Below are 25,976 nucleotides of genomic sequence, written 5' to 3' on the forward strand. Positions count from 1 at the left end.
CTCCTTGTTGGTGGTCACTGGCTGTTTCCGTGGGCGGTCATGCAGCGCTGCCACGCGGCGCGTGCCTGCTCAGCGAGGGCCTGATCGACGGCCGACCACGAGCCGCAGGGCCCGTCAGGGTCGCCGCCGTTGTAGGGCAACGGTTTGGTGAGCTCGTCGTAGAGCTCGGGGTACTGCTGGCGCACGGTGGGCAGATGCGGGCCGGCCGGGCAGGGCTGCCCGGTGCGCAGGCTGTACTCGGTGGCCGCGCTGACGACGACCCGGTACTCGCTGCCGTCGGTGTCGCGGCACTCGGCGTAGTGGGTGCCGGTGGCTGGGTTGTTCGGGTCGCGGGCGTACTCGGTGCCGGTCACCGTGGCCGTGCCGGCGCGGCCGGTGGCGGTGGGGTCGGGGTGGTGAGTCGTCCCGGCGGCCGGGGCCAGCGGAGGCGTCGGGGTGTGCGTGGTGGTGTGGTCGCCGTTGCGGGCCGCAGCGACCACGACCAGCACGAGCAGGCCCCCGGTGAGCGCGGTTGTCCCCAGCTTCACGTCGTCCTCCGAGAAGTGGTGGTGTGGCAGCGGGCGGTGAAGGTGCCGCAGTGCACGCGTTCGGCGCCGGTGCCGGTGGTGACCAGCACGGTCGGCTCCTGGCAGGTGCGGCACGGCTGCCGGGTGCCGTCAGGGTTGGGGATGGTGGTGAAGCTCATGAGGTCACCTCGAATCCGTCCGGGCCGATCGGCCGCAGGTAGCCGCCGCAGGGGCAGGTGCCCAGGGCCTCGGTGTCGTGCCAGCCGTAGGCGGTGGTGCAGTCGTCGCAGACCCACTCGACCCACGGATCGGTGAGGGCCTGCTCGCACGCGCCGAGGCAGGCGAAGACCTGCCCACCGCCCGGGGCGTAGCCGACCGGCCGGTGGGCACTGCCGCGGGCGGTCAGGTAGTTGGCGCGGCAGATGACGCAGGCCAACCCATCGGCCTGCATCGGCGTCAGGTCCGGCCACACCACGGCCGGGTTCACGTGGTGCTCCACGCGGCCATGTCGCGGGTGCGGTAGCCGGTGGGCATCGGCGGGGTCGCCACCGTGCCGGCCTCCACGACCATGTCGCACAGGACCTTCCCCATGGCGACCAGCCGCTCCCCGAAGTCGACGACCAGGGCGAGCACCAGCGCCAGGACCAGCGTGAGCGCCTGCGACAGCAGCGTGAGGATGGTCAAGCCCACGAACGCGGCGGCCGCCACCCACGTCAAGTTCTTGAGGGTGTCTCGGTACTGCATGGCGGTCACTGGCCTTCCTGCTCGGCGGCGTTGGCTTGGGCGATCAGGCGCACGGCGTGCGCGTCGCACAGCCGCGTGGCGTCGTACAACGCCCAGGACGCCAGCGAGCCGGGCTCGGTGTGCTGGCGGGCGGTGCTGTAGACCTCGGCCAGCACCCGCCGGGCGGCGGCGATACGGCGGCACCAGGCGGGAAAGTCGGCCGGGTCGGCGTTGCGGGCGATATCGAGGTCGGCGCGGGCCTGCGCAGCCAGCGTCTCCAGCTCCGCCGGGAACGCCATCGGCGGCGTGTCGGGATTGCTCATGCCGCCGCTCCCATCTGCACGACGCCGTAGTTGCCGCTGGCGTTGAAGCAGGTCTGCGCGGGCTCCACGCTGCCGGGCAGCGGCTGCTTGAACGAGCCGCGGCAGGTCGGGCGGCCGGGGCCGAAGCCGGGCACCGGGTGCTCCGGCATGAGGCCCTCGGTGGTCAGCGTGTAGTGGATCTCCCGGCAGCGGGGGCAGGTGCCCCACAGCAACACGTCAGGCCGGGTGGTGGTCATGGGCACGGCGAGGATGCGAGACACTGTGGTGTCCCTTCTGGTCGTAGATCAGGTGGGTGGTTGACCCGGTCCGGCAGGTCTTCTTGGCGGGAGGGCTGCCGGACCGGGGCGTCAACGGGACGTGCGCTCGGACCATGCCGGGGAGTTGCCGTCCTCACGGCCGGACGGCCGGTGCTCATCGGGGCAGCCACTGACGAAGCAATTGCCGGAGCTGTTGGCGGAGTGGCCGTTACGGCAGGTGCTGTTGTTCGACATCTCAATCCCCGTTTCGGTGGCTGGTCACGGACGTGACGGTGTAGCCCTGCTCGATCAGGCGCTCGCGGGTGCTGTCGACCTGGTCGGGGTAGACCCAGGAGGCCGCTTCCGGGGACCCGGGGCGGGTGGCGCGAATCTCGATCGGCGCGTCCATCGCGCTGCGGTAGTCGCTCACGCTGCAACTTCCGAAGGTGTTGCGGGGTCGGTGTTTTCACTGTCTTCCACGCAGGGGAAGCACATGCCCAGGCTCGGCGCGATGATGTAGCCGCGGTCCCGGCCGCATTCCGGGCAGCAGCGGCGCGCGAGGTTGGCCTTGGCGAGGGCACGCCACTTGGCCGGCGTCATCGCCAGCATCGGCTTGGCCGTGCTGATCAGGTAGAGGTTGGCGAACCACTGCGCGCCGCCGGTGCGGCTGTAGCCGTAAAGCACGGCCACCGGGTCGTGACCGCCCGGACGCAGTCCCAGCGTCTTGAGCTGCCGCACGGTCGCCAACAGCGGTTTGGGCGCCCACCCGACCGGCAGCAGCGGCAAGCCGCCCTCGGTGCCGTGGGTGAACTCCGGATACGGCGACCACGCCACCGCCATCTGCACGACGGGCCGGACCTTGTTGGCCATTACAACGGCACCACGGAGGCGACCAGCGCGCCGGCCAGCACGAACAGGCCCAGCACGAGCAGGTGCACCGCGCGCCGGATGCGGATGAACTTCCGGCAAGCGATCCGGGCGAGGCTCTGCACGTCGTACACGACGTCGACCGGATGCGCCGTCCGGTAGTACTTGATCAGCTCGTGCGGCTCGGTGGTCAGCGACGCCAGCCAGCTACCGGGCGCCGCGCCGTTGAGGTTCGGGCGGATGGCCGAGAGCAGCAGAAGCACGCTCAGTCCGATCGGCACGGCCGAGGTCCACAACGCGACGGTGGCGACCGGCGGCAGGTTCCTCCCGGTCAAGGCGACGACGCCGGCCAGCGCCGCGCCGACCAGAGACAGCAGCGTAGTGGCCTTGCTGTCCGCGCGGCGCAGTTCGTCACGGACGTGATCGCGGGCGGCGAGCAAGCCGGCGGGAACCGGAATCTCGGCCATCAGGCGGCCGCCTCACCGGTCGAGACGGGCGCGGTGGCGATGGCGTCGAAGTGGACCCGCAGCACCCGCACGGTGCTGCCCAAGGCGCGCTGAGCGATGCGGCGGTCCCGCCGGGCGCGGGCGGAGCCGTCCAGCAGCGAGGCGGAGGCCGTCGGCCCCTGCTCCCGCATCTTGGCGAACTCGGCCGACAGCCTCGGGTGGCTGATCAGGTAGTGAAACTCCGCGTCCAGCGCGGTCAGGGTGCCGGCCGCGACGATCGCGTCGAGGTTGGCGGCGGTCGGCTCGGCGATGTCGTCGATACCGGGAAAGTCGTTGGCGTGCATCGGTGTGGTGCTCCTTGTGTCGGGAATGGACAGGAACAAGGGCGATGCCGTTGGTTCCCGAACCTCCGCAGTCCCACCGGTAAGCCGGCGGGCGCCCGCGCTTGGCGGGTGGTGCGGAGGAACGGCACCCAACGGGTGCGGTTGGTGTTGGTGTGCTCTCCGGTGCCGGCGTGGCCGGTCCACGGGAGAGCCAGCCGCAATCGCGACTGGAGCGGCGGCCCGCCAGCACCTACGAACACGGTGGAGGCTGAACAGCCACCCCCGCAGTGGGGGCGGTTACCCCCACAATGGGGGTGGCTGGCGGGACTGACGGGCAGGCCGCTTGAACGCTATGGAGTTCTTAAAGAACAGCTGCGATACGTCCACTTCGGACAGGCACACGGGTTGAGGTGTCGCCACGGTTTCCCGTCGGGACCATGCACACGCAGCGAGTTGGACAAACGCATGTCGACGCACAGAAAGCTCTGTGCGGAAAGGCTTAAGCACCTTGCGGGACGGCCCGAACGTGTCGGGTGTCCCTCCGGTTTAGACGGACCTGGCTGCCACGTCGGTCGTGGTCGCCGTGCGGTCCGCCCCCGTTGTCAGCCCCTATGCCCAGTCGCTGAATCCAGGAACGTATGCAGTTCTCAAAGAACGGCCGAGTGGTGGATCTCCTCCGGGGAGGTGATCTGGTTCACTTCGGTTCAACGCGAGTCAGAACGTAGCAAGGCGAGTCAACACGAGTCAACAGGTGTTGTGAAACTCGTCGCATCTCCGCAGGTAAATGCCCATCTACCGGGTGTCAGGTAGTCCGTGCGCGCGGGTCACTGGTACGGTTTGAGCCACGTTGACTCGCCAAGGAGAGGCGCTGACTCAGATGGACTCGGAGCTCGGGAACGTCCCCAGTTCGGGCAAGGCGACATCACAGGCCCTGGCGCACCACCTGCGCACGGAGATCGAAGCCGGCCGGCTCCCCCATCGCGCGCCGCTGCCGACGTCGAAGCAGCTCGCGGAGCAGTACGACACGTCACCGGCGACGGTCAGCCGGGCGATGGACATCCTCGCGGCGGAAGGGCTGATCATCGGCAAGCCGCGCGCTGGCCGCCTCGTCAACTACCCGCCGCCCACAGAGCGAAGCCTTCCGAGCAGGCCGAAGGTCCTACTCATCGGCGGTTACGCGGGCAGTGGCAAGACCGAGCTGGGCCGGATCCTTGCGAGGCAGACACATTGGCCGATGCTCGACAAGGACACGACCACCCGCGCCGTGGTGGAACAGGCGTTGGAGCTGCTCGGCAAGTCGCCCCACGACCGGGAGTCAGAGCTGTATCGGACCTCGATCCGGCCCGTCGAGTACGAGGCGCTTATCGCCGGCATGATGGAGAACGTCGAGTGCGGCACGAGCACCATCGTCACCGCGCCGTTCGCGCTCGAACTGGCCGACAAGACGTGGTGCGACCGCACGGCCGCCAACCTCGCGCGGTTGGGTGCTGACCTGCACGTCATCTGGGTTCGGACCGACGCCGATTCAATGCGCCGGTACATCCGTCATCGCGGCGCGGCGCGCGACGCCGCCAAGCTCGCGGACTGGGAGAAGTACATCGATGGACTCGATTTGAAGTTCGAGCCGGCGACCGAACACACGATCATCAGCAACTCCGCAGATGCTCGGCCATTGCAGGAACAGGCGGAGCAGCTGCTGGCTACCGTGACTGCATGAGCAACGTGTTGCGCGTGCTGGTCAGCAACGAGGCAGAGGACCAGGTTGGCGTGAGCCTGCTTGGTCAGCTGCCCGGCGTCGAGGTCATCACGTACGACCCGAACGGGGCCAGCTTGTCTGACCAGCAGCGCACCGCCGAAGTCTTCTTGCCGCCCTACCGCGGGAGTGAGCGCCCATTCGCGCTCGTCAAGCAGCTGCCCGACCTCCGGCTCGTGCAGCTGCTGAGCGCCGGCGTCGACGAGTGGAACCCTCACGTCCCATCCGGCGTCATGCTGGCGAATGCCCGCGGCGCCCATGCCGGCCCGGTCAGCGAGTGGGTCCTCTCGGCCATCTTGACCACGTACCGCCGGTGGCCTGCGCTTGTTCGCTACCAGGACAAGCACACCTGGGCTCACCGACTCCCCGGCACCGACTTCGAAACCTTGCACGGCAAGCGCGTCCTCATCATCGGGGCCGGCGCGATCGGAACCGCCGTTGCCCGCCTACTCCCGCCGTTCGGCGCGACCCCCACGCTGGTCGGTCGAACCGCCCGCGCCGACGTTCGCGGGGTCGACGAACTTCCCGACCTGGTAACCGAGCACGACGTCGTGGTCGTCATCTGCCCGCTTACCCCCGACACCGAAGGCCTGATCAACACCAAGATCTTGGCCGCCATGCCGGAGGGCGCGCTCCTGGTCAACGCCGGCCGGGGTCGCATCGTCGACACCGACGCCCTTGTGCAGGAGTTGGCCGCTCAGCGCCTACGCGCCGCCCTTGACGTCACCGACCCAGAGCCGTTGCCGGCCGACCATCCACTGTGGTCGTGCCCTGGACTGATCGTCAGTCCGCATTCGGCGCGAACGGTGCCGGGGACCAGCCAGCTCTGCTACGAAGTTGCCACCGAACAAGTCTCAGCGCTTGTGCGGGGGGACGTCCTCGTCAACGCCGTGGCCCGCTAGGGCGGGGTTCACGTCGAGCGCGGGATCCTCAACGCATTGCCCGGTGTCGATGACGATCCTCGCGCCGTTGGTCAGCAGGGGAATCAGCACGGACAGCACGCCGGCAAGGTCCTCGCGCTTGGCTTGGGTGCAGCGGTCGTGCAGCAGGTCGGCGAACATGTCACCCATGCGCCATTCGGCAGTGCGCAAGGCCAGCATCAGCTGCTTGTTCATCATGCGCGCGCTCGGCTTTCGAGGGGTGCCGCCGACCCGGAGGCGTCCGGGGAGGCGTACCCCGGGTCGACGGCTGCTGTGGTGGGCGCCGCGCGCCGCTGCTTCACCTCGCTGACCAGGACAGACAGAACCCGCCTGCGTTCGCGACGCCGCCGGCCGAACTCGACCAGCGCGTCGACGATCGCAGTCAGGACCGCTACGGCCCCGGTTCGGGCGTCCATGTCCACCCCACTTATCAGCACGTCCACTCGTCTTTACAAGTTGAGACCAGCTTGGCACCATGCCCCGAAGCTGGTCAAGACGCGTGGACCCGCATGTCGCGGGTAGTCGTAGGCTTGTGAGGACGTCCAGACATGCTGACCAGGGAGGTGCCACCGTGGTCATCGACAAGCGGTCCGGTGTGCCCGTGTACCGGCAGATCGCGGCCGACATCCGCGAGCGGATCACCAGCGGCGAATACGCGCCCGGCGCTCAGCTGCCCAGCGAGCAGGACCTCACCGCGACCTACGACGTCAGCCGCCCCACCATCCGCGACGCCGTCGGACTCCTGCGCGCCGAAGGCGTCGTGTACTCCCAGCACGGCCGCGGCGTGTTTGTGACTCCGCCGCGCAAGGTGCAACGCCTATCCCGAAGCCGCCTGTCCAAGGCCGCCCGGCAGGAGAACAAGGGCGCGTTCCTCGGTGACGCCGCCGCTGGCGGCTTCACGCCGTCCACAACGGTCAAGATTCGGTTCGAGCCGGCCGACGAACGTACTGCGGAACTGCTGGGCATCCAACCCGGCACGGAGGTCACCGTCCGGGACCGCGTCATGCGCGCCGACGGCCTGGCGGTCCAACTCGCCGTGTCGCGACTTCCACGTGAATTTACGCGCGGCACTCCGATCGAGGAGACCAACACCGGCCCTGGTGGCGCATACGGCCGTCTTGAAGAGGCGGGCCAGGAGTTCGCGCCGTTCGAGGAGATTGTTCGCGCTCGGATGCCCTCGCCCGAGGAAGCCAGCACACTGCAACTGGCCGAGGGCGTTCCAGTGCTGCACGTGACCCGCATCGCCCGCAATACCAACGGCGTCGCATTGGAAGTCAACGACATGATCCTTGCGGCTGACCGATACGAACTGGGCTACGAAATTCGAACTGACTAATCGGACTCGGTCAGGTATGGGTTGAACGTGATTGTTTACTGCTTATTGGGAAGTTCAAGCTTTGAGATCACCCACTCCTGTACTGGCAGCGCTTTGTTTGATGTGGAAATTTCAAACACTCCCGACTGCCTTCCATCTGCATTGGTCGCAGAGGCGGTCCATGTGACGCTTATTGTTGTGCCGGAAGGTTGGTCAGCTAGCACATGAATCGCCTCTAGCTTTACTGCCGAGTGTGGCCGAATTGTTACGGGTGAGAAAGTAACCTCTGTCGCCTGGTTGGTTGAAATCGATATTGGTCGCAAAAGTCCTGCCTCTTGCGTCGTTGACCTCGCGCGTGGCGGCACCAGGAGGCCTTGTGTAAGTAGGCTGGGTATCTCCAACCTGGCTGATCGTTGACCGAAAGCTGCTGGTCTTTCGGGTCGTTGGGTTCGCGGGTTTGCAATAGTACGCCCGTCATAAACAGCTGTTTTCTCGTGTAGCCCGAGCTTTAGTTCGACCTCATTCAAAGTCTTATCTGTAGAGTTAACTATCGTGACCTCAATTCTTCCGTAACCTGACTTTGCATAGCTCCATAGCAACCAGTCTTTGGCGTAGATTGCTAGCGACTTAATGTACTTTGAGACCTCATTTCGATAAGCATCTTCGGTTCTATCTTCGAATTCTTGAAAGATTGAGAAACCTGCACTTGCCCGCAGCATCCCCGAAAAGGCTGCATGCGCTTTTGTCAATGCCTCCTGCTCCTCCTTGCTTAGCGTTTCCCCCGACTTCTGTCGTTTCTCCAGGGCGATTATCTCTCGACTTGTCGGACTGTTTTGAGGGTCGGCATCCCCAAATCGCCTTGTTCGCTCCGGATTGTCTAGATCTACAAACCCTCCTTTGGTTCTCGATTTCAACGAACTTAGGCAAATTTCCTGCTCAGATTCAAGCCAGCTCTTAATTAGATTTCCGGAGTCAGTATACCTCGGAATCTTGGGGGTCGTGGGACTAATTTCGAGCTTTATGTTGAATCTTGACTGCCTCTGCTCCTGCTTCTGCTGCACTCGCTGTAGGACAATTCCGATTCCGGCCAAGATTCCACTAGAGATGACGGCGATATAGTAGGCCGGCCCTGTTAGATTCTTTCCGATTGTAGAGACTATTACTCCCGCTGCAACGAAAAATGCACTGAGCGTGGTGAAGAGCCATTGGGGAATCTTGGCTAGCGCTTCGAGTAGGCGAACTTTTAGCATGCTTCGATAGTACTTCCTCCGTTGGCTTGGCAGTGTGATTGCTGGACGAAATTCTCGGCGCGCCGCTGTATCTGTTTCGGTCAGTGCAGGTCAACGACGCCACGGGCTGGTTCGGATGTTCCACCACCTGGCCTGTAGCGGAAGCGTCTCTTTGGAGAAGTGCCCAGGCCCACCTGGCTCCTGGAAGTGCTGCTCGTCGTGTGAAAGCCACCCACGCGTCTGGGTCGCTTCCCGCCACGGCGGCGGGTGACCCGAGCGAGGGCATGCAGCGTGGCAACTGTGGCAGCCAGCCCAGCGCCGGGGCTGAGCTGCCCCACGAGTCGTCTCAGTCTTCGTCTCAGTCGACTGGCGTCCGCTGGAGTTTGCTCAGGTTCAATGCGATACGACAACAGCCCTGACCTGCGGCAGAGCACCCGGGTGGACTCGGGGGAACGGCACCGGACGGTGGTTCGCAGACCTCGAAAGAGTGTGAGTGAAACCCCCTAGCAGCTTCAAATCTCACCGCCACGGCTGTCGAGAACCCGCTATCCGATCAGGACGACGGGCTTTCACGGGTCATGGGCGCGCGGTAGTGCATCCGGACCAGATTGGCCAGGCCCGAGACCGAGTACATGATCAAGGCGAGATCGGCTCCGAGCCTGGTGATCGCGGCGGTCGCGACCAGATAGTCGGACTCGCTCACCACCGTGCGGTCATGGCCATGGTTGCTCACCACCACATACTCGTCGCCCACCCGTTCCGGGAGAGTGTGACCCATGCCGGCAAGGAACGCGATCAAGCCGAGCAGGGCGAGCACGGCGAACAGGAGGACCAGCCGCTTCGATGTCGGGCTGAATCTGTGGAAGGTGCGGTAGTGGTTGTCATCGGCGGTCATCACCACACCGACGACGAGGATGACCATGGCCGGTGCGGTAGCCAGCAGCATGGGTATCACGGTGATCGGCAACGCGGGGCCGAGCGCCAGCGACAACACCAGGACGACGACGCACCCGGTCGCGCCGACGAGCGACGCCACGATCAGCCACTTCACGTCCAGTGAACGCCGGGCGGACATGATCGGTTGCCCTCTGGTTCGGGCAGTGAGTGACCAACTGCGTGACAACCCCCTTGATCAGGGGCGTACGCACCTGGACGCACATGGACGCCGTACCACCTTTGACCTGCACGAACAGCGTCGTGAAGCAGACCGGAACTTTGCTTCGGGACGAAGAGGTCGCAGGTTCAAATCCTGTCACCCCGACGGGAGATCTGGGAGATCTCTGTGCGGATTCCACCGCACGGAGATCTCCCTTTTTGCTTTCTGGGGCTCTCGCCCCAGACCCCAAGGCAGGGCGGGCTTCGCCCCCCTGCACCCCCCAAAGCTCGGCTGCGCCTTCGCAACCCGGGCTTGGCTGCGCCTTCGCGAGACCCAGCTTGGCTGCGCCTTTGCGGTGGGCTTTGCTGCGCTCGCCGCTTAGTTCTCCGTTCGCCCCTCTCGCTCCGTTTTGCTTTGGGGAGGGTTTAGGGGATGGGGAGGGCTGCGCGGAAATGGTCGCGGAGGGTGCGGATGGTGGCGGTCAGGTGGCGGGAGGCCTGGTCGAGGTCGGCGGTCGCGGGGGAGTTGCGGGCGGCGGCGGAGGTGGTGAGGAGGTCGTCGACGGCAGAGGTGGCGGCCGTGCGGATGGGGTCGGTGCCGATGAGTTTGAGGATGGCGAGCTGATCGCTCATGGCGATGACGGCGGTGTGCAGCTCGGCGAGGGTCTGGTCATCGGCGGGGCCACGCCAGGTGTCGACGGCAAGTTCGCGCCACGCGTTCATGGTGACCAGAAGGGCGAGGCATGCGTCCAAACGCTTGTCGCGCCAGTAGATCTGGTCGGCGCGGCGGATGGCGGCGGCCTCGCGGGCCCGCTCGCGCCAGGTGGTGACGAGTTGACCGGACACGACGCCCAGAACGCCGATGAGGCCGACGATGATCGGCACCAGGACTGAGACCGGCATGGCCGGCAAGATACTGGACGAAAACGTTTACAGGATGGATCGGCGCTGGCACGCTGGGGACCGCGGATCGGGGCCGGCCGCCACCGGGCCGGTCCGCGCCGAACGGCTACGAAAAGCACGGGACTCTCGTGACAGGATCGAGGGGTGACTACTCATCCTGTTGCGCGCGTGCCGGAGCGGCTGTTCGAGGATCCTGAGGCGGAGAAGCGCTGGAGGGACCGGTTCACGGCGCGCAGGGTGTCGCTGCCGGACTGGGCGTTGAACGCGCCGGAGCGCTCGCTGTACGTCTCCAACGCCAGTGGGGTGTGGGAGGTGTACGCCTGGAACCGGGAGACGGATGAGCACCGCCAGGTGACGAACCGGCCCAACGGCACGATGCACGCGACGTTGAGCCCGGACGGGGAGCAGATCTGGTGGTTCAACGACACCGACGGGGACGAGTTCGGTAGCTGGGTGGTCGAGCCGTACAGCGGGGGCGAGCACAGGCCGGCGCTGGAGGGTGTGCACGACGGGTATCCGGCGGGGCTGGAGGTTGGCAGTTCGAGGATTGCGGTCGGGGCCTCGACGGATGACGGCACGACGATCTGGGTGACCCGCGATGGCAAGCCCGAGGTCATCTACGTCAACGAGAACGACGGCGGGGTGGCCAGCCTGTCGCGGGACGAGCGGCTGCTGGCGATCTCGCACTCGGAGCACGGCGACAGCCGGCACCCGGCGCTGCGCGTGGTGAACGCGGCCGACGGCGCGGTGGTGGCGGAGAAGTGGGACGGCAAGGGCAAGGGACTGGACGGGATCTCGTTCAGCCCGGTGGAGGGTGATCCCAGGCTGCTGGTGCTGCACGAGCGCCGTGGCAAGGAAGAGCTGCTGATCTGGGACGTGGAGGCGGACACCGAGACGGAGATCCGCCTCGACCTGCCGGGCGAGGTCGCCGCCGACTGGTTCACGGATGGCAAGTCGCTGCTGATCGTGCACAGCCACCGGTCGCGGACCACGTTGCACCGCTACGACATCGCCGCCGGACAGCTGTCCACATTGAACACTCCACAGGGGACGATCGGCGGCGCGGGCGCGCGGCCGGACGGTGCCGTGGAGTACTCCTGGTCCTCGGCCGAGCACCCGTCCGCGGTGCGCGTGCTGACGGCCGAGGGCGACCGGGTGCTGCTGCAGCCGCCGGGCGACAAGGCGCCGTCGTCGCAGCCGATGGAAGACGCCTTCGTCGGCGACGTGCACGCGCTGATCACCAAGCCGGCGAACGCCGGAGATGGCCCGCTGCCAACGGTTTTCTCCATCCACGGCGGCCCGCACGCCAACGACGAGGACCGGTTCTCGGCCTACCGCGCGGTGTGGCTGGACGCCGGCTTCGCCGTGGTGCAGGTGAACTACCGCGGCTCCACCGGCTACGGCTCGGCCTGGCGGGACGCCATCGAGGGCCGCCCGGGCCTGACCGAGCTGGAGGACATCGCCGCGGTGCACGACTGGGCGGTCGAGTCCGGCCTGGCCGACCCGGCGAAGTGCGTGATCAACGGCGCGTCCTGGGGCGGCTACCTGACGCTGCTGGCGTTGGGCGTGCAGCCGAAGCGCTGGGCGGCGGGCGTCGCGGGCGTGCCGGTCGCGGACTACGTCGCCGCCTACGAGGACGAGATGGAACCGTTGCGGGCCTTCGACCGGGCGCTGTTCGGCGGCTCGCCGGAGGAACTGCCCGACCTGTACCGGGAGTGCTCGCCGCTGACCTACGTGGACGAGGTGGCCGCGCCGGTGATCGTGCTGGCCGGCGAGAACGACCCGCGCTGCCCGATCCGCCAGATCGACAACTACCTGGATCGCCTGGCGGCCAGGAAGGCGCCGTACGAGGTGTACCGGTACGAGGCCGGCCACGGATCGCTGGTGGTGGCCGAGACGATCAAGCAGACGGCCATCGAGGTCGACTTCACCCGCCGGGCGCTGGGAATGTGACAGCAAGGGGTGGGGCCGCAAGGCCCCACCCGCAACGCTTCAGGCCAGCTGGGCCTGCCACATCCAGTGGGCTTCCTCCAGCTTGGCGGTCAGCTCGATGATCAGGTCCTGGGTGACCAGGTCCGTGTCGTCGGTGGTCTTGATCCGGGCCCGCATGCGCTGCACGACCTCGCCCAGCGTCGTGGTGATGGCCCGCGCCACGGCCTCGTCGTCACGCCAGCCGGTGTCGAAGTCGGGCACCCCGGAGTCCTTGGCCACGGTGGCGGCCCGGCCGTCCGGGGACACGCCGATGGCCGAGGCGCGCTCGGCGACCTGGTCGGTGTACTGCCGCGCGGCGGCGACCAGCTCGTCGAGCTGGAGGTGCACGCTGCGGAAGTTGCGGCCGACGACGTTCCAGTGCGCCTGCTTGGCCACCAGCGACAGGTCGATCAGGTCGACCAGCGCCTCCTGAAGGACGCGACCGGTCTCTTCCTTCGCCCCGGCCTCGAGCGGGCTGGTGATCGGGGCCTTGCCCATATCTGCCTCCTCGGGATCACGTGTCGATCGAGTACCCCGAGGAGGCGCGGGCTAACGGCGGCTCAGGTCACACGGTCGCGGTGACCGTGACCTCGATGTTGCCGCGGGTGGCGTTGGAGTAGGGGCAGACCTGGTGCGCGGCGGTCACGAGCTGGTCGGCGGCGCCCTGCTCGAAGCCGGGCACGTGCGCGGCCAGCTCGACGCCCAGGGTGAAGGCGCCGTTGTCCAGCGAGTACAGGCTCACCTTGGCGGTGATGGAGGTCTCCGGCAGCGTGATCTTCTGCCGGCGGGCGACCGCCTGCATAGCGCTGTGGAAGCAGGCCGCGTAGCCGGCGGCGAACAGCTGCTCGGGGTTGGTCTTGTCTCCGCCCGGACCGCCCATCTCCTTCGGCACGGACAGGATCTCGTCGATCACGCCGTCCGAGGACCGGACCTCGCCGTTGCGGCCTTCGCCGATCGCGATCGCCTCGGCGGTGTACAGCGCTGCCATCGTCTTCTCCTCGCTCACGAAGTTACTGACGGGTACAACGCCACGAACCGGCTCAATGTAGCCGGTGGTGACCGACTTCACCGAGGGCGAACTCGGCGACCTGACGGCCGACCAGCCGCAGCGAGTCGTACGCGCGCTGATCGGAGCAGGTGCCGTCGGCCTCGAAGCGCACCTCCGCAGTGTTCAGCGGGACGCCGAGCGGCGTGGGCCAGCCGCGCAAGGCATGCACGATCGAGCGAAGGGCGGTCAGCGTGCTCACTGCCGCCTGCCACCCCATGGCGCTGGTCACGCAGCCGACCGCACGGCCGTCGAGGAACGGGTGCGGGTCGCCGCTGAGGTCCTGGACGTAGTCGAGGGCGTTCTTGACCAGGCCGGACAGCGAGCCGTGGTAGCCGGGCGAGACCAGGACCACGCCGTCGGCCTCGCGCAGCAGCTCGATCAGCCGCTGCGCGGACTCGGGGCGCTCGGGCACGGCCGGGTCGTAGAACGGCAGCACAAGATCGGTTCCGGTGAGCGCGATCGTCTTCGCGCCGGCCTCTTCCGCACCCGACAGCGCCACGTGCAGCGCCCGCTCGGACTGCGAGTCGGCCCGCAATGAGCCCCCGATCCCCACCACTGTCACCGTCATACGTCCACCGTACGAGTTACAGCATGCTTGAGGTCAAGATCCCTCGGCATGGGTCCTACCGACCGGTAGTGTCCTGGGCCATGGCGAGCCTCGCGCAGTCCGTTCCGCTCCGGTGGCAGGCCCGGGTGCTCCAGGCGCTGTTCGCGCTGCCCACTCCGGTCCGGCGACTACTGGCCGGCAAGCCCGTCCGGCTCGACGGTCAGACCCTCGACCTGGACGCGCAGTTGCTGCTGAAGATGCAGCAGCTGGCCGGCACCGAGCTGCACGGCACGGACGTCCGCCAGGCCCGTGCGGCGATCCGCGCCGGTCGGGTGCTGGTCGGCGGCGCGCCGATCGAGCCCGTCACGACCAAGGATCTCCAGCTGCCCAACGACATTCCGGCCCGGCTGTACCGGCCCGGCGACCTGCCGGAAGGCTCGCCGCTGCTGGTTTTCTTCCACGGCGGCGGTTTTGCCATCGGCGACATCGACAGCCACGACCACCTCTGCCGGTTCCTGGCCCGCAACGCCGGCGTCCGGGTGCTGTCCGTCGGCTACCGGCTCGCGCCGGAGGACCCGTTCCCGGCCGCAGTGGACGACTGCGTGGCGGCGTTCAAGTGGGCCGCGGCGGAGGCGACGTCGCTGGGCGCGGACCCCAAGCTCATCGCCCTCGGCGGCGACAGCGCGGGCGGCAATCTCGCCACCGTGACGGCACTTCAGGTGGGCTCGGGCAATCCCCGCCCAGTGTTCCTGCTGCTGCTCTACCCGACGGTTGACGCGACCGTCCGCCGACGGTCGCGGGATCTGTTCGCCAACGGCTACTTCCTGACCGACACCGGCATGGACTGGTTCATGGAGCGCTACGTCCCGGACCCCGAGACCCGCACCGATCCCCGCGTGTCGCCGCTGCTGGCCGAGGACCTGAGCGCGCTGCCGCCCACGTACATCGCGACGGCCGGCTTCGACCCGCTGCGGGACGAGGGCGAGCTGTTCGCCCGCCGGGTCGCCGAGGCCGGCGTGCCGGTGGTGCTGCGCCGGCACGAAGGCCTGTTCCATGGCTTCGCGAGCATGACGGGCATCGGGCACGCGTTCAAGGAGGCCACCCTGGAGGCGGCCAGCGCGCTGCGGACGGGGCTGGCCATCGGGCGCAACGGGCGGCCGAGGCGCAAGGCGGTCAACGCCGACGAGCTGAACGGCTACCCGGTCGGCAGCTGGCTGGCCTGAGCCCGCTTGCAGTCCGGGCAGTAGCCCCAGAACACGACCTCGGCCTCGACAACGTCGAAGCCCATCGAGTCCGACGGCTCCAGGCAGGGCGCCGGCCCGACGGCGCAGTCCACGTCCTCGGTGCGGCCGCAGCCCCGGCAGACCAGGTGGTGATGGTTGTCACCGGTGCGGGTCTCGAACCGGGCCGGCGAGCCGGCGGGCTCGATCCGGCGCACCAGGTCGGCCCGCACACAGGCGTTGAGCACGTCGTACACGGCCTGCGTCGACACCGAGCCGATGTGGTCGCGGACTCCGGTGGCGACCTGGTCAGCGGTGGTATGAGGGTGACCGGAAAGCCACTCCAGCACCGCGAGGCGCGGCGCCGTCACCCGTAACCCCGCGGTGCGCAACCTGCGCCTCAGGGTCTCCACGGTGGATCCGTCGGTAGCCATATCCCGCCCAGGACACCACGCTTTCTGGAATCAGACAAGAAATCGGTTGCGCCGCGGCCGCAGACCTTGTCACATCGGTGTGTGGTCCTGACGTCCTACGGCCGGGTGACGGCCCTTCCCGGTGTGCGCATGCTGTTCGTGGTCACCGGGTTGGCCCGCATCCCGGTGGCCGCCGCGGGCGTGACCATCACCCTGCACGTGGTGCTCGGCTTGGGCATGGGTTACGGCGAGGCCGGCGCGGTGGCGGCGGCCTCGACGCTCGGCATCGCGATCGGCGGCCCGGTGCTCGGCCGGATGCTCGACCGGCGCGGCCTCCGCCGGGTGCTGCTGCTGACGACCATCGCCGCCGGGGTGTTCTGGGCCGCCGCGCCCTGGCTGTCGTACTGGGGTCTGATGGTGCTGTCGTTCGTCGGCGGCCTGCTGTCGCTGCCGGTGATGTCCACCGCCCGGCAGGCGATGGTCGCGCTGCTGCCCGAGGACGACAGCTACCGCCGGCCGGCGTTCTCACTGGACTCGGTGCTCACCGAGCTCTCGTACATGGTCGGGCCGGCCGCTGGGGTGTTCCTGACCACGGCGTTCTCCTCGACCACGGCGATGCTGTGCGTCGGCGCCGGCACGGTGCTCTCCGGGATCTGGCTGCTCGTGCTGGATCCGCCGGTGAAGTCCGAGGAGGCCGCGCAGCACGAGCACGTGCCGCTGCGGTCGTGGCTGCGCGGCCCGCTGGTCGCGGTGCTGGTGCTGGCCGGCGCGATGGTGCTGATCATGGCCGGGGCCGAGGTGGCGATCGTCGCGGCACTGCGAGCGAGCGGACAGGTGGGCTGGTCCGGGCTGGTCATCGCGGTGTGGTGCCTGGCCTCGGTGATCGGCGGCATCGTGCACGGCGCGATGCGGCGGCCGCTGCCGCTTGTCGTGCTGATGACGCTGGTCGGCGTGACGATGGTGCCGGTCGGCCTGTTGGCCGGCCAGTGGTGGCTGCTCGCGCTGGCCCTGGTGCCCAACGGCCTGCTGTGCGCGCCGACGTTCTCGTCGACCTCGGACGCCGTGACCCGACTGGCGCCGGAGTCCGTGCGTGGCACGGTGATGGGCGTCTACAGCTCGGCGTACACCATCGGGGCGGCCATCGGCGCGCCGCTGATCGGCTTCGTGATGGACAACTCCATGCCGCTCTGGGGTTTCGTCGCGGCCGGCGGGGTCGGGCTGCTGGGCGTGGCCATCGCGGTCGCGGTGGGCGGACACCAGCTCGGTCGGCCTCAGCTGTCGAGTTCCCTGAGCGCCTCGTAGATCCGCTCCAGGGCAGGACGGTTGCGGGCCATCCGGCGGCTGTCGATCTCTTCCGGCGCGACCGTGCCGACCGGTGTCACCAGGTCCGCGGCCGCGTCGAGGGACGGCAGCTCGCCAAGCGCACGCCAGCCCAGAAGTGCCGCCCCCACACCGGATCCCTCGTTTCCATCCACGAAGGACAGTTCCTGGCCGAAGGCCGCCGCGATCACCGATGTCCACAGTGGACCACGGAAAGCCCCACCCGTGGCCCGGATCTCGTGCACGGCCGCGCCCGCGTCTCGGACGGCATCGAGCACCAGGGCCAACTGCTGGCCGACGCCCTCGACCATGGCCCGGGTGATCACGGCCCGGCCGTGCTCGCGGCGCAGCCCGACCAGCACCGCACGCGGGTCCGGATCCCACCACGGCGCTCTTTCGCCCAGCAGGTAAGGCAAAGCCAGCAGGCCGGCGGCACCCGGCGGCTCGGCTTCGGCCTCCGCCAACAGGTCCGCCACTGGGACCCCGAACACCTCGGACGCCCACTGCGCCACCACGCCGCCGTTGCTCACCGAGCCGCCGAGCACCCAGAGCCCGTCGGCCAAGGCGTAGCAGAAAACGCGGCCGCGCTCGTCGACACCGGGCTGGTCGCGGACGACCCTGAGCGCACCACTCGTGCCCAGCGACAACGCCGCCATGCCCGGCCGCACCGCGCCGACACCGAGGTTGGCCAGCGGACCGTCGCCGCCGCCGGCGATCACCGGCAAACCGCTGGGCAGGCCGGCGACACCGTCGACCAGCGACAACGCCTTGGTCGGCGCGACCAGCGTCGGCAACTGGTCCGGGTGCACGCCGGCGATGGCCAGCGCCGGTTCGTGCCAGTCCAGCCGGCGCATGTTGAGCATGCCGGTGCCGGAGGCGTTGGAATGCTCGGTGACCAGCCGTCCGGTGAACCTGGAAAGCACGTAGTCCTTGAGGCCGGCCCACTTCACGGCCCGGGCGCACAGCTCCGGCTCGTGTTCGGCGAACCAGGCCAGCTTGGCCAGCGGGAACGACGGATGCACCGGGGCGCCGGTCGCCGCGTGCAGTTCGAGCGCCAGTTCCTCGTCCGCCCGCAAGCGTTTGGCGACATCGGCCGCACGGTGATCAGCCCAGCTCAGGGCCGGGGTGAGCGGCTCGCCGTGGCCGTCGAGGGCGAGCAGCGTGTGCATCGCGGAGCTGAACGACAGCGCCCTGACCTCGCCGTCGACCTTCTCGACGCACTCGGCCAACGCCTTCGTGGCCGCCGCCAACACCGCCTGCGGATCCTGCACGGCCTCGCCGTGCTCGCCCGTCTCCAGGGCGTAGCCCTGCTCGGCGGTGTAAAATATCCACTTTCGAAACAGTTTTTGTACTACTTCTAGTGCGCGACTCGTTGGTCCCAGGTGATGCGGACACTGAATTCGGAACTCGACATATTTCACTAGAGGGGGCCTTTTTATATTCTGGGCCTGTTGCTATCGCGTAGTACTTGGGTGCCAGTAAGTTTGTTTGACCCTACCAATGGGATACGTCGCACAGCTCTAGACGCGTCGGTAAAAACGTGAAGGCATACGATGCCTTAACGAGTAGTCATTATCGACCCGTCCGTTCGTGAGGGCGAATATGATTTTAAAGAGTGCGTTGCTATCCCCCACCGGACCTCCATCGTTTCTGTAGTCGTCCAGCCTGGGTGGCGACCACCTTCGTCGCCGTGGTGCCGAGGTCGACACCCAACACGACCTCGGTCATGTCCGCCTCAGCCGAACTCGGGGGCCAGGGTCTCGGCGATCTCGTAGGTGTTGAGCGCGGCGCCCTTGCGCAGGTTGTCGCCGCACACGAAGAAGTCCAGCGTGTTCGGGAAGTCCAGCGCCTGGCGCACCCGGCCGACATAGGTCGGGTCCTCGCCGACCACGTCCGCCGGCGTCGGGAACTTCTTCTGCTCCGGCTCGTCCATCAGCACGATCGTCGGCTGCGCGGCGAACACCTTGTGCGCCTGCTCCACCGTCACCTCGCGCTCGAAGGTCGCGTGCACGGCCAGCGAGTGCGTGGTGATGACCGGGACCCGCACACAGGTCGCCGAGACCTTCAGGTCCGGGATGCCGAGAATCTTGCGGGACTCGTTGCGGACCTTGAGCTCCTCCGAGGTCCAGCCGTCGCCCTTGTAGGAACCGGCCCACGGCACCACGTTCAGCGCGAGCGGGGCCGGGAACGGCGAGCTCTCGAAGTCCAGCCCGGCCGCGAGCAGCGCCTCGCGCACGTCGCCGGCCTTCACGCCGAGCTGCTTGCCCGCGACGACCGACAGCTCCTCGTACAGGCGGTCGATGCCGGGCGCGCCGGCGCCGGAAACCGCCTGGTAGGAGGCGACAACGAGCTCCTTGAGGCCGAACTCGCGGTGCAGGGCGCCCAGGGCGGCCATCATGGACAGCGTCGTGCAGTTGGGGTTGGCGATGATGCCGCGCGGGCGCTCGGTCGCCTTGTGCGCGTTGACCTCCGGCACCACCAGCGGCACCTCGTCGTCCATGCGGAACGCGCCGGAGTTGTCGACCGCGATCGCGCCGCGGGCGGCCGCGATCGGCGCCCACTCGGCCGAGATCTCGTCCGGCACGTCGAACATCGCGATGTCCACGCCGTCGAACACTTCGGGCGCGAGCGCCCGGACGGTGATCTCCTCGCCGCGCACGGTCAGCTTGCGTCCGGCCGAGCGGGCCGAGGCGATCAGGCGGATCTCGCCCCACGGCACCGTCTCACGGGCGTTGATGATCTCGATCATCACGCTGCCCACGGCGCCGGTGGCGCCCACCAGTGCCAGCACAGGACCGTTGGTGCTCATCGACCGCTCCCCGCGTAGACGACGGCCTCTTCGTCGCCGCCGAGTTCGAACGCATCGTGCAGGGCACGGACCGCGTCATCCAACTGAGTATCCCGGCAGATGACCGAGATCCGGATCTCGGAGGTGGAGATGATCTCGATGTTGACGCCGGCCTCGGACAGCGCCTCGCAGAAGGTCGCCGTGACGCCCGGGTGCGAGCGCATGCCGGCGCCGATCAGCGACACCTTGCCCACGTGGTCGTCGTAGAGCACGCCGCTGTGGCCGATCTCGGGCTTGGCCTTCTCCAGCGCGGCCACCGCCCGCGGGCCGTCGGTCTTGGGCAGCGTGAAGGTGATGTCGGTGCGGCCGGTGGCGACCTGGGAGACGTTCTGCACGACCATGTCGATGTCGACCTCGGCGTCGGCGACCACGCGGAAGACGCGGGCCGCGATGCCCGGGTGGTCCGGCACCGCCGTCACGGTGACCTTGGCCTCCGACCGGTCGTGCGCGACGCCGGTGATGATCGCCTGCTCCACGGGAAGGTCCTCCATCGACCCGGTCACCAGCGTGCCGGTCTTGTTGTTGAACGAGGAACGGACGCGCAGCGGCACGTTGTACCGCCGGGCGTACTCGACCGAGCGCAGGTGCAGCACCTTCGCGCCGGCCGCGGCCATCTCCAGCATCTCCTCGTAGGTGATCTGGAGCAGGTGCTTGGCGTCGCGCACGATGCGGGGGTCGGCGCTGAACACGCCGTCCACATCGGTGTAGATCTCGCAGACGTCGGCCTTGAGCGCCGCGGCCAGCGCGACGGCGGTGGTGTCCGTGCCGCCGCGGCCGATCGTGGTGATCTCCTTGCTGTCCTGACTCACGCCCTGGAAGCCGGCCACGATGCAGATCGCGCCGTCGGCCAGCGCGTCCTGGATGCGGCCCGGCGTCACGTCGATGATGCGCGCGTTGCCGTGCACGGCGGTGGTGATCACGCCGGCCTGCGACCCGGTGTACGAGCGTGCCTCGAATCCCAAGGCGTGGATGGCCATGGCCACCAGCGACATGGAGATCCGCTCGCCCGCGGTGAGCAGCATGTCCAGCTCGCGGGCCGGCGGCACCGGAGCGACCTGGGACGCGAGGTCCAGCAGCTCGTCGGTGGAGTCGCCCATGGCCGAGACCGCGACGACCACGTCGTTGCCCGCCCGTTTGGTGGCGGCGATCCGCTCGGCCACGCGTTTGATCCGCTCGGCACTTTCCAGTGAGGAGCCGCCGTACTTCTGCACGACCAGTGCCACTGATCGAACCTCCTCGCAGACCGGGCCAGAGCGTGTCCGGACGCAGCGTACCCTCGCCTTCGGACCCGGTGGCCAGACGAAGGGATCGGGGTGTCAGCCATCACGACGGCCCGGCCCGAGGCCAGTTCCGCGACGTCGCGGCAGGTCGCGTACCTGACCGCGCCCGCTCTGGTGTTCCTCGGCGTGCGCGCCATCGGCCTCGTGGTGCTGGCCTGGATGGCCGCCCGCAACGGCCGATCCATCACCACTGCTCTCACTTCGTGGGACGGGCACTGGTTCCTGGGGCTCGCGCAGGGCGGCTACGGGGCGGCCGGCCGCGACCTCGTGGACGCCCACTTCCAGCACGACCAGAGCAACCTGCTGGCCTTCTTCCCCGGCTTTCCGGCACTGACCAGCCTGATCGCCCACGTGCCCGGGGTGACGCTGGTCGACGCCGCCTTCGCCGTGACCGTGCTGTCCGGCCTGGCCTGCTCCTACGGCGTGGTCCGGCTCGGGGAGTCGGTTCCCGGGGGCTCGCGGCGGCTCGGTCTCGTGCTGGCCGCGCTGTTCGCCGCCTCGCCGATGGCCGTCGTGCTGTCGATGACCTACTCCGAAGCCCTGTTCTGCGCCTTCGCCGTGTGGTCGCTCGTGTTCACGCTGGAGCGCCGATGGGCGTGGGCCGGCGTCTTCTGCGCCCTGTCCGGGCTGGTCAGGCCGACCGCCGCCGCCGTCATCGTCGCCGTCGGCCTCGCCGCCGTGATCGCCATCGTGCGGCGCGAGGACGGCTGGCGGCCCTGGGTCGGCGCCTTGGTGGCACCCGTCGGCCTCGTCGGCTACCTGGCGTGGGTCGGCGTTCGGACCGGCAGCTGGGACGGCTGGTTCCAGGTGCAGCAGCGGGGCTGGGGCTCCCAGTTCGACGGCGGCATCGCCACCTTCAAGTTCGCCCTCGACGCCCTCGCCTCCGGCCGCTCCGTGCTCGAGGTCCTCACCGTCGGGCTCTGCGTCGTCGCCATCGCCCTGGTCGTGCTGTGCATCCGGCGGCGCGTGCCATGGCCACTGATCGCCTACGGCATCGCCGTGCTGATCATGGATCTGGGCTCCAACGGCCTGATGAACTCCAAGGCCCGGCTCATGCTGCCGGCGTTCGTGCTGCTCATCCCCGTCGGCATGGCGTTGGTCCGGCGGCTCCGCAGCACCCAGTGGCTCACCCTGGTCACCGTGTCGGTGATGAGTGCCTGGTTCGGCGCTTACGCCATCACCGCGTGGCCCTACGCTATTTGAGGTGCATCCCCTCATCAGCGAGCGCTGGAGCCCCCGGGCCCTCGACCCGTCCGCCAAGGTCACCGACGAGCAGCTCGAGTCCCTGTTCGAGGCCGCCCGCTGGGCCGCCTCCTCCGGCAACACCCAGCCCGCCCGCTGGCTCGTCGGCCGCCGCGGCGACCCTTCGTTCCAGCAGATCTTCGACGCCCTGCGCCCCGGCAACCAGTCCTGGGCCGGCGCCGCGTCGGCGCTGATCGTCGGCTGTGTCGTCACCGAGGACGAGACCGGCCGCCCCATGCCCAAGCCCGACTACGTGCTCGGCCTCGCCGGCCAGAACCTCGTGCTCCAGGCCGTCGCCGAGGGCCTCGTCGCCCACCAGATGGGCGGCTTCTCCCCCGAGGCCATCGCCGCTTCTTTCGGTCTGCCCCCCACCGCCCGCGCCGTTGTGGTGATCGCCGTCGGCGTGCTGGGCTCCCCTTCCCTGCTCCCCGAGGACCTCGCCGCCCGGGAAGTAGCCCCTCGCGTCCGGAAACCCTTGTCGGAGCTGGTTTTCACCGACACCTGGGGCTCCGCCGCCTTCTAAGCGCGGCCCGCCCTTCCCCGGGGGCCGCCGTCCCCACCCAGCCTACCGGCGCGCACCTCTGGTGGATCTTGAAACCGGGCGGCCTGTGGACAACTGGGGCCCTGTGGACAACTCAGCCCAGGCGGCGGACCAAGCGCACCACGATGCTGGTGACGATGAGCCAGAAGATCGCGGCCAGGCCGTAGTTGGCCAGCACGCGGAGCTTGGCGTCGGCCGGCGTGAACAGGTCGCGGAAGGCCAGGGCCAGCGGGTCGGCCCAGGCGCGGACGAAGGTGGTGATGGGGTTGTCCGGGTTGGCGCCGAAAACGGTGAGCAGCACGTGCGCGACAAGGATGACGGCGATGATCGTGCCGACCCAGCGCAGGACGGCGGCGACGATGCCGACAACCCTGCCGCGCGCGTGCGTCTCCGTCTGTTCGGCCATACGGGGCAGTCTGCCACGCCGGCCGACCGGCGTCGATCAGCCGGCGCGGTAGAGCACTCGGGCGATGAGACCCGTTACGACCAGCCAGAACACCGCGGCCAGGCCGTAATTCAAGATCACATTAAGCGCCTCGCTGCCGGTGGCGAACAGGTTGCCGAACCACAGCGCCAGCGCGCCGGCCCACTGCGCGACCCACACCACGAGCGGGTTGCCCGGGTTGGCGCCCAGCAGCGCGAACAGGATGTGCGCGACCAGGATGACCGCGATGATCGTGCCGATGACGCGGACCACCGTTCCCGCCGTCGCACGACCGCCACGAACGTAGGTAGCCATGACCGACCTCACCTCGCTCGATACAGGTCGCCACCCGATCGGGTGGCGTCGAGCGGTGAATACCCACCCCGAGTGATCGCTACACGGGTCAGCGCAGCACCCGGGCGAGGATGCGGGTCACCAGCAGCCAGAACACGGCCGCGAGGGCGTAGGTGATGATCACGCTGGCCGGCGCGCCCTGCGGCTGCACGATGTTGCCCCACCACAGAACCAGCAGGTCGGACCACACCTTGACCACCGAGAACAGCACGTTGTCGGCGGTCGACCCACTCAGCACCAGCAGCATGCGAATGATCATGACCAGGGCGGTGAGCACGCCGAACAGGTTGATCACCGTGGACAGCACGCCCGACTTCTTGCCCCCTGACGCCATGCGTCCACCTAACCACAGCCCCCAGGTGCCCGATCATGCCCAGCATGTGGGTCCCGGGTTTCACGATCCGGCGATAGCGGTTACGCTCCGCCCGTGCGCTTCGCCCTCCTGCTTCGCTGCCGTGACGGGGTCTGATCCAGACCGGCCCCCCGTCTCGGAGTTCAGCGCTGCCGCCGGTCGAGTCATCCCGGTCAGCAGGAGTTCACCCCATGAGCGAGTCCAGCAAGATCCGTATGCCCTCCCGTCCCGCGCCGGCCGAGCAGCCGGCCTGGAACACGCAGCGCGGCAGCTCGATGCCGGTCCACCGCTACCGGCCGTTCCACGAGCTCGTCGAGGAGATCTCGGTACCCGACCGCACGTGGCCCGACAAACGCATCACCACAGCGCCCCTGTGGTGCGCGGTCGACCTGCGTGACGGCAACCAGGCGCTGATCGACCCGATGTCGCCGGCCCGCAAGCGCAAGATGTTCGACCTGCTGGTCCGGATGGGCTTCAAGGAGATCGAGGTCGGCTTCCCGGCGGCCAGCCAGACCGACTTCGACTTCGTGCGCGAGATCATCACCGACGGTGCGATCCCGGACGACGTCACCATCCAGGTGCTGTCCCAGTGCCGCGTCGAGCTGCTGGACCGCACCTTCGAGGCGCTGCGCGGAGCCCGCAAGGCCATCGTGCACATCTACAACTCGACCTCGATCCTGCAGCGCCGCGTGGTGTTCCGCGAGGAGCGCGAGGGCATCAAGAAGATCGCCACCGCGGCCGCCGAGTACGCCGTCGAGCTGGCCGCCAAGCAGCCCGACACCGACTTCCGCTTCGAGTACTCGCCCGAGTCCTACACCGGCACCGAGCTGTCCTACGCGGTCGAGGTGTGCAACGCCGTCACCGAGATCCTGGGCGCGACCCCGGAGCGACCGGTGATCATCAACCTGCCGGCCACCGTCGAGATGGCCACGCCCAACGTGTACGCCGACTCCATCGAGTGGATGAACCGCCACCTGGAGCGCCGCGACTCGGTGATCCTGTCGCTGCACCCGCACAACGACCGCGGCACCGGCGTGGCCGCCGCCGAGCTGGGTTACCAGGCCGGCGCCGACCGCATCGAGGGCTGCCTGTTCGGCAACGGCGAGCGCACCGGCAACGTCTGCCTGGTCACGCTGGCGATGAACCTGTTCAGCCAGGGCATCGACCCGCAGCTGGACATGTCCGACATCGACGAGATCCGGCGCACGGTCGAGTACTGCAACCAGCTGCCGGTGGCCGAGCGCCACCCGTACGGCGGCGACCTGGTGTTCACGGCCTTCTCCGGCAGCCACCAGGACGCGATCAACAAGGGCCTGGACGCCCTGAAGTCCGAGGCGGACCGGGCCGGCGTGCCGGTCGAGGACTTCCCGTGGGAGGTCCCGTACCTGCCGATCGACCCCAAGGACGTCGGCCGCAGCTACGAGGCCGTGATCCGGGTCAACTCGCAGTCCGGCAAGGGCGGCGTCGCCTACGTGATGAAGACCGAGCACCAGCTCGACCTGCCGCGCCGGCTGCAGATCGAGTTCTCCAAGGTCGTCCAGGGCGTCACCGACTCGCAGGGCGGCGAGGTGTCGCCGCGGCAGATGTGGGACGCCTTCGCCGGCGAGTACCTGGACCGGGTCACGCCGCTGGAGCTGGTCCGGCACCGCGTGGACGACGACGATGAAGGCCACTACCGGATCACCGCCCAGTCGGGTCGAGGGCGAGCAGCACGAGATCACCGGCGTTCGCTACCGGCTCGCTCGCCGCGTCGTGGACGCCTGAGCACGGTCGGCTT

The 25,976-nt window shown here is 68.4% G+C and carries 32 protein-coding genes and 1 pseudogene; 9 read left to right on the forward strand and 24 right to left on the reverse strand.

Going from position 1 to position 25,976, the window contains the following annotated elements; genetic code table 11:
* Positions 1-14: 14 nt before the first annotated feature.
* The 10 genes from KUTG_RS25105 to KUTG_RS25140 form a co-directional block, all read right to left on the reverse strand.
* Positions 15-527 carry a hypothetical protein gene (locus tag KUTG_RS25105; protein ID WP_043720089.1) on the reverse strand — a complete coding sequence of 171 codons (513 nt, stop codon included), beginning with the start codon at positions 525-527 and terminating at the stop codon, positions 15-17.
* Entirely contained in the window at positions 524-685 is a 162-nt protein-coding gene (locus tag KUTG_RS58935; protein WP_157494754.1) for a hypothetical protein, read from the reverse strand. Before KUTG_RS58935 ends, KUTG_RS25105 begins: the two co-directional genes overlap by 4 nt.
* Positions 682-993 carry a hypothetical protein gene (locus KUTG_RS25110; protein WP_157494755.1) on the reverse strand — a complete coding sequence of 104 codons (312 nt, stop codon included), beginning with the start codon at positions 991-993 and terminating at the stop codon, positions 682-684. The genes KUTG_RS58935 and KUTG_RS25110 overlap by 4 nt, the downstream gene beginning before the upstream one ends.
* Positions 990-1,259: a hypothetical protein gene (locus KUTG_RS25115; RefSeq protein ID WP_043720094.1), complete on the reverse strand. Its 270-nt coding sequence runs from the start codon at positions 1,257-1,259 to the stop codon at positions 990-992. Before KUTG_RS25115 ends, KUTG_RS25110 begins: the two co-directional genes overlap by 4 nt.
* Entirely contained in the window at positions 1,256-1,552 is a 297-nt protein-coding gene (locus KUTG_RS25120) for a hypothetical protein (protein ID WP_043720097.1), read from the reverse strand. Before KUTG_RS25120 ends, KUTG_RS25115 begins: the two co-directional genes overlap by 4 nt.
* Positions 1,549-1,812, reverse strand: coding sequence for a hypothetical protein (locus KUTG_RS25125; RefSeq protein WP_043720098.1), 264 nt, complete (start codon positions 1,810-1,812; stop codon positions 1,549-1,551). Before KUTG_RS25125 ends, KUTG_RS25120 begins: the two co-directional genes overlap by 4 nt.
* Positions 1,813-2,044: 232 nt before the next feature.
* Positions 2,045-2,218, reverse strand: coding sequence for a hypothetical protein (locus tag KUTG_RS58940; RefSeq protein WP_157494756.1), 174 nt, complete (start codon positions 2,216-2,218; stop codon positions 2,045-2,047).
* Complete coding sequence (locus KUTG_RS25130) at positions 2,215-2,658, reverse strand: RRQRL motif-containing zinc-binding protein (RefSeq protein WP_198047305.1); 444 nt, start codon at positions 2,656-2,658, stop codon at positions 2,215-2,217. The genes KUTG_RS58940 and KUTG_RS25130 overlap by 4 nt, the downstream gene beginning before the upstream one ends.
* Positions 2,658-3,122, reverse strand: coding sequence for a Pycsar system effector family protein (locus tag KUTG_RS25135; RefSeq protein WP_052395390.1), 465 nt, complete (start codon positions 3,120-3,122; stop codon positions 2,658-2,660). The genes KUTG_RS25130 and KUTG_RS25135 overlap by 1 nt, the downstream gene beginning before the upstream one ends.
* Positions 3,122-3,445, reverse strand: coding sequence for a hypothetical protein (locus KUTG_RS25140; RefSeq protein WP_043720101.1), 324 nt, complete (start codon positions 3,443-3,445; stop codon positions 3,122-3,124). The genes KUTG_RS25135 and KUTG_RS25140 overlap by 1 nt, the downstream gene beginning before the upstream one ends.
* A gap of 856 nt (positions 3,446-4,301) precedes the next feature.
* On the opposite strand from KUTG_RS25140, the gene KUTG_RS25145 reads away from it, so the two are divergent.
* The gene (locus KUTG_RS25145) at positions 4,302-5,141 is read left to right on the forward strand and encodes a P-loop nucleotide/nucleoside kinase family protein (protein ID WP_052395391.1); all 840 of its coding nucleotides are present in this window, start codon (positions 4,302-4,304) and stop codon (positions 5,139-5,141) included.
* 14 nt (positions 5,142-5,155) lie between these two features.
* The gene (locus tag KUTG_RS25150; protein ID WP_232241484.1) at positions 5,156-6,079 is read left to right on the forward strand and encodes an NAD(P)-dependent oxidoreductase; all 924 of its coding nucleotides are present in this window, start codon (positions 5,156-5,158) and stop codon (positions 6,077-6,079) included.
* Here KUTG_RS25150 and KUTG_RS25155 read toward each other — a convergent pair.
* A complete protein-coding gene (locus KUTG_RS25155; protein ID WP_043720103.1) occupies positions 6,032-6,292 on the reverse strand; it encodes a hypothetical protein in 261 nt (86 codons plus the stop codon). The genes KUTG_RS25150 and KUTG_RS25155 overlap by 48 nt on opposite strands.
* Before the next feature lie 376 nt (positions 6,293-6,668).
* On the opposite strand from KUTG_RS25155, the gene KUTG_RS25165 reads away from it, so the two are divergent.
* Positions 6,669-7,433 (forward strand): GntR family transcriptional regulator, encoded by a 765-nt coding sequence (locus KUTG_RS25165; RefSeq protein ID WP_043720109.1) that lies wholly within the window; start codon positions 6,669-6,671, stop codon positions 7,431-7,433.
* A 35-nt stretch (positions 7,434-7,468) separates the two neighbouring features.
* On the opposite strand, the gene KUTG_RS58945 is transcribed toward KUTG_RS25165, so the two are convergent.
* The 3 genes from KUTG_RS58945 to KUTG_RS25175 form a co-directional block, all read right to left on the reverse strand.
* Positions 7,469-8,662 (reverse strand): hypothetical protein, encoded by a 1,194-nt coding sequence (locus tag KUTG_RS58945; RefSeq protein ID WP_157494758.1) that lies wholly within the window; start codon positions 8,660-8,662, stop codon positions 7,469-7,471.
* Positions 8,663-9,194: 532 nt separating this feature from the next.
* Positions 9,195-9,635, reverse strand: coding sequence for a hypothetical protein (locus tag KUTG_RS25170; protein WP_232240933.1), 441 nt, complete (start codon positions 9,633-9,635; stop codon positions 9,195-9,197).
* A gap of 527 nt (positions 9,636-10,162) precedes the next feature.
* Entirely contained in the window at positions 10,163-10,639 is a 477-nt protein-coding gene (locus tag KUTG_RS25175; protein WP_043720112.1) for a hypothetical protein, read from the reverse strand.
* A 144-nt stretch (positions 10,640-10,783) separates the two neighbouring features.
* Here KUTG_RS25175 and KUTG_RS25180 point away from each other — a divergent pair, with 144 nt between their 5' ends.
* Positions 10,784-12,592 (forward strand): prolyl oligopeptidase family serine peptidase, encoded by a 1,809-nt coding sequence (locus tag KUTG_RS25180; RefSeq protein WP_043720113.1) that lies wholly within the window; start codon positions 10,784-10,786, stop codon positions 12,590-12,592.
* Positions 12,593-12,631: 39 nt separating this feature from the next.
* Here the strand turns inward: KUTG_RS25180 and KUTG_RS25185 are convergent, their stop codons facing one another.
* From KUTG_RS25185 to KUTG_RS25195, 3 genes are all read right to left on the reverse strand, one after another.
* Entirely contained in the window at positions 12,632-13,108 is a 477-nt protein-coding gene (locus KUTG_RS25185; RefSeq protein WP_043720115.1) for a Dps family protein, read from the reverse strand.
* A gap of 67 nt (positions 13,109-13,175) precedes the next feature.
* Positions 13,176-13,598 carry an organic hydroperoxide resistance protein gene (locus tag KUTG_RS25190; RefSeq protein WP_043730572.1) on the reverse strand — a complete coding sequence of 141 codons (423 nt, stop codon included), beginning with the start codon at positions 13,596-13,598 and terminating at the stop codon, positions 13,176-13,178.
* A 52-nt stretch (positions 13,599-13,650) separates the two neighbouring features.
* Positions 13,651-14,226: an NADPH-dependent FMN reductase gene (locus KUTG_RS25195; protein ID WP_043720118.1), complete on the reverse strand. Its 576-nt coding sequence runs from the start codon at positions 14,224-14,226 to the stop codon at positions 13,651-13,653.
* 80 nt (positions 14,227-14,306) lie between these two features.
* On the opposite strand from KUTG_RS25195, the gene KUTG_RS25200 reads away from it, so the two are divergent.
* A complete protein-coding gene (locus tag KUTG_RS25200; RefSeq protein WP_084581303.1) occupies positions 14,307-15,428 on the forward strand; it encodes an alpha/beta hydrolase in 1,122 nt (373 codons plus the stop codon).
* Here the strand turns inward: KUTG_RS25200 and KUTG_RS25205 are convergent.
* The gene (locus KUTG_RS25205) at positions 15,401-15,859 is read right to left on the reverse strand and encodes a Fur family transcriptional regulator (RefSeq protein ID WP_052395392.1); all 459 of its coding nucleotides are present in this window, start codon (positions 15,857-15,859) and stop codon (positions 15,401-15,403) included. The two genes, KUTG_RS25200 and KUTG_RS25205, sit on opposite strands and share 28 nt — an antisense overlap.
* An 81-nt stretch (positions 15,860-15,940) precedes the next feature.
* Between KUTG_RS25205 and KUTG_RS25210 the strand changes: the two genes are divergently transcribed.
* On the forward strand, positions 15,941-17,140 hold the full coding sequence (locus KUTG_RS25210) for an MFS transporter (protein ID WP_043720119.1): 1,200 nt from the start codon (positions 15,941-15,943) through the stop codon (positions 17,138-17,140).
* Here the strand turns inward: KUTG_RS25210 and KUTG_RS25215 are convergent.
* The 3 genes from KUTG_RS25215 to KUTG_RS25225 form a co-directional block, all read right to left on the reverse strand.
* Positions 17,110-18,579 carry a gluconokinase gene (locus KUTG_RS25215; RefSeq protein ID WP_232240934.1) on the reverse strand — a complete coding sequence of 490 codons (1,470 nt, stop codon included), beginning with the start codon at positions 18,577-18,579 and terminating at the stop codon, positions 17,110-17,112. The two genes, KUTG_RS25210 and KUTG_RS25215, sit on opposite strands and share 31 nt — an antisense overlap.
* Before the next feature lie 314 nt (positions 18,580-18,893).
* A complete protein-coding gene (locus KUTG_RS25220) occupies positions 18,894-19,967 on the reverse strand; it encodes an aspartate-semialdehyde dehydrogenase (protein WP_043720121.1) in 1,074 nt (357 codons plus the stop codon).
* On the reverse strand, positions 19,964-21,229 hold the full coding sequence (locus tag KUTG_RS25225) for an aspartate kinase (protein WP_043720124.1): 1,266 nt from the start codon (positions 21,227-21,229) through the stop codon (positions 19,964-19,966). The genes KUTG_RS25220 and KUTG_RS25225 overlap by 4 nt, the downstream gene beginning before the upstream one ends.
* Positions 21,230-21,319: 90 nt before the next feature.
* On the opposite strand from KUTG_RS25225, the gene KUTG_RS25230 reads away from it, so the two are divergent.
* Positions 21,320-22,489: a glycosyltransferase family 39 protein gene (locus KUTG_RS25230; protein WP_232240935.1), complete on the forward strand. Its 1,170-nt coding sequence runs from the start codon at positions 21,320-21,322 to the stop codon at positions 22,487-22,489.
* Position 22,490: 1 nt separating this feature from the next.
* Entirely contained in the window at positions 22,491-23,051 is a 561-nt protein-coding gene (locus KUTG_RS25235; protein WP_043720126.1) for a nitroreductase family protein, read from the forward strand.
* Between the two features lie 112 nt (positions 23,052-23,163).
* Here KUTG_RS25235 and KUTG_RS25240 read toward each other — a convergent pair whose 3' ends face one another.
* The 3 genes from KUTG_RS25240 to KUTG_RS25250 all read right to left on the reverse strand — a co-directional run bounded on the left by KUTG_RS25240 (position 23,164) and on the right by KUTG_RS25250 (position 24,181).
* On the reverse strand, positions 23,164-23,475 hold the full coding sequence (locus tag KUTG_RS25240) for a YggT family protein (RefSeq protein ID WP_052395394.1): 312 nt from the start codon (positions 23,473-23,475) through the stop codon (positions 23,164-23,166).
* Positions 23,476-23,511: 36 nt separating this feature from the next.
* Positions 23,512-23,808: a hypothetical protein gene (locus tag KUTG_RS25245; RefSeq protein ID WP_084581307.1), complete on the reverse strand. Its 297-nt coding sequence runs from the start codon at positions 23,806-23,808 to the stop codon at positions 23,512-23,514.
* Positions 23,809-23,896: 88 nt separating this feature from the next.
* Positions 23,897-24,181, reverse strand: coding sequence for a hypothetical protein (locus tag KUTG_RS25250; RefSeq protein ID WP_043720130.1), 285 nt, complete (start codon positions 24,179-24,181; stop codon positions 23,897-23,899).
* 209 nt (positions 24,182-24,390) lie between these two features.
* On the opposite strand from KUTG_RS25250, the pseudogene leuA reads away from it, so the two are divergent.
* A pseudogene (gene leuA, locus KUTG_RS25255) lies at positions 24,391-25,924 on the forward strand (2-isopropylmalate synthase); the annotation flags it as partial.
* Between the last annotated feature and the right edge of the window lie 52 nt (positions 25,925-25,976).

Source organism: Kutzneria sp. 744, assembly GCF_000568255.1.
Lineage (GTDB): Bacteria > Actinomycetota > Actinomycetes > Mycobacteriales > Pseudonocardiaceae > Kutzneria.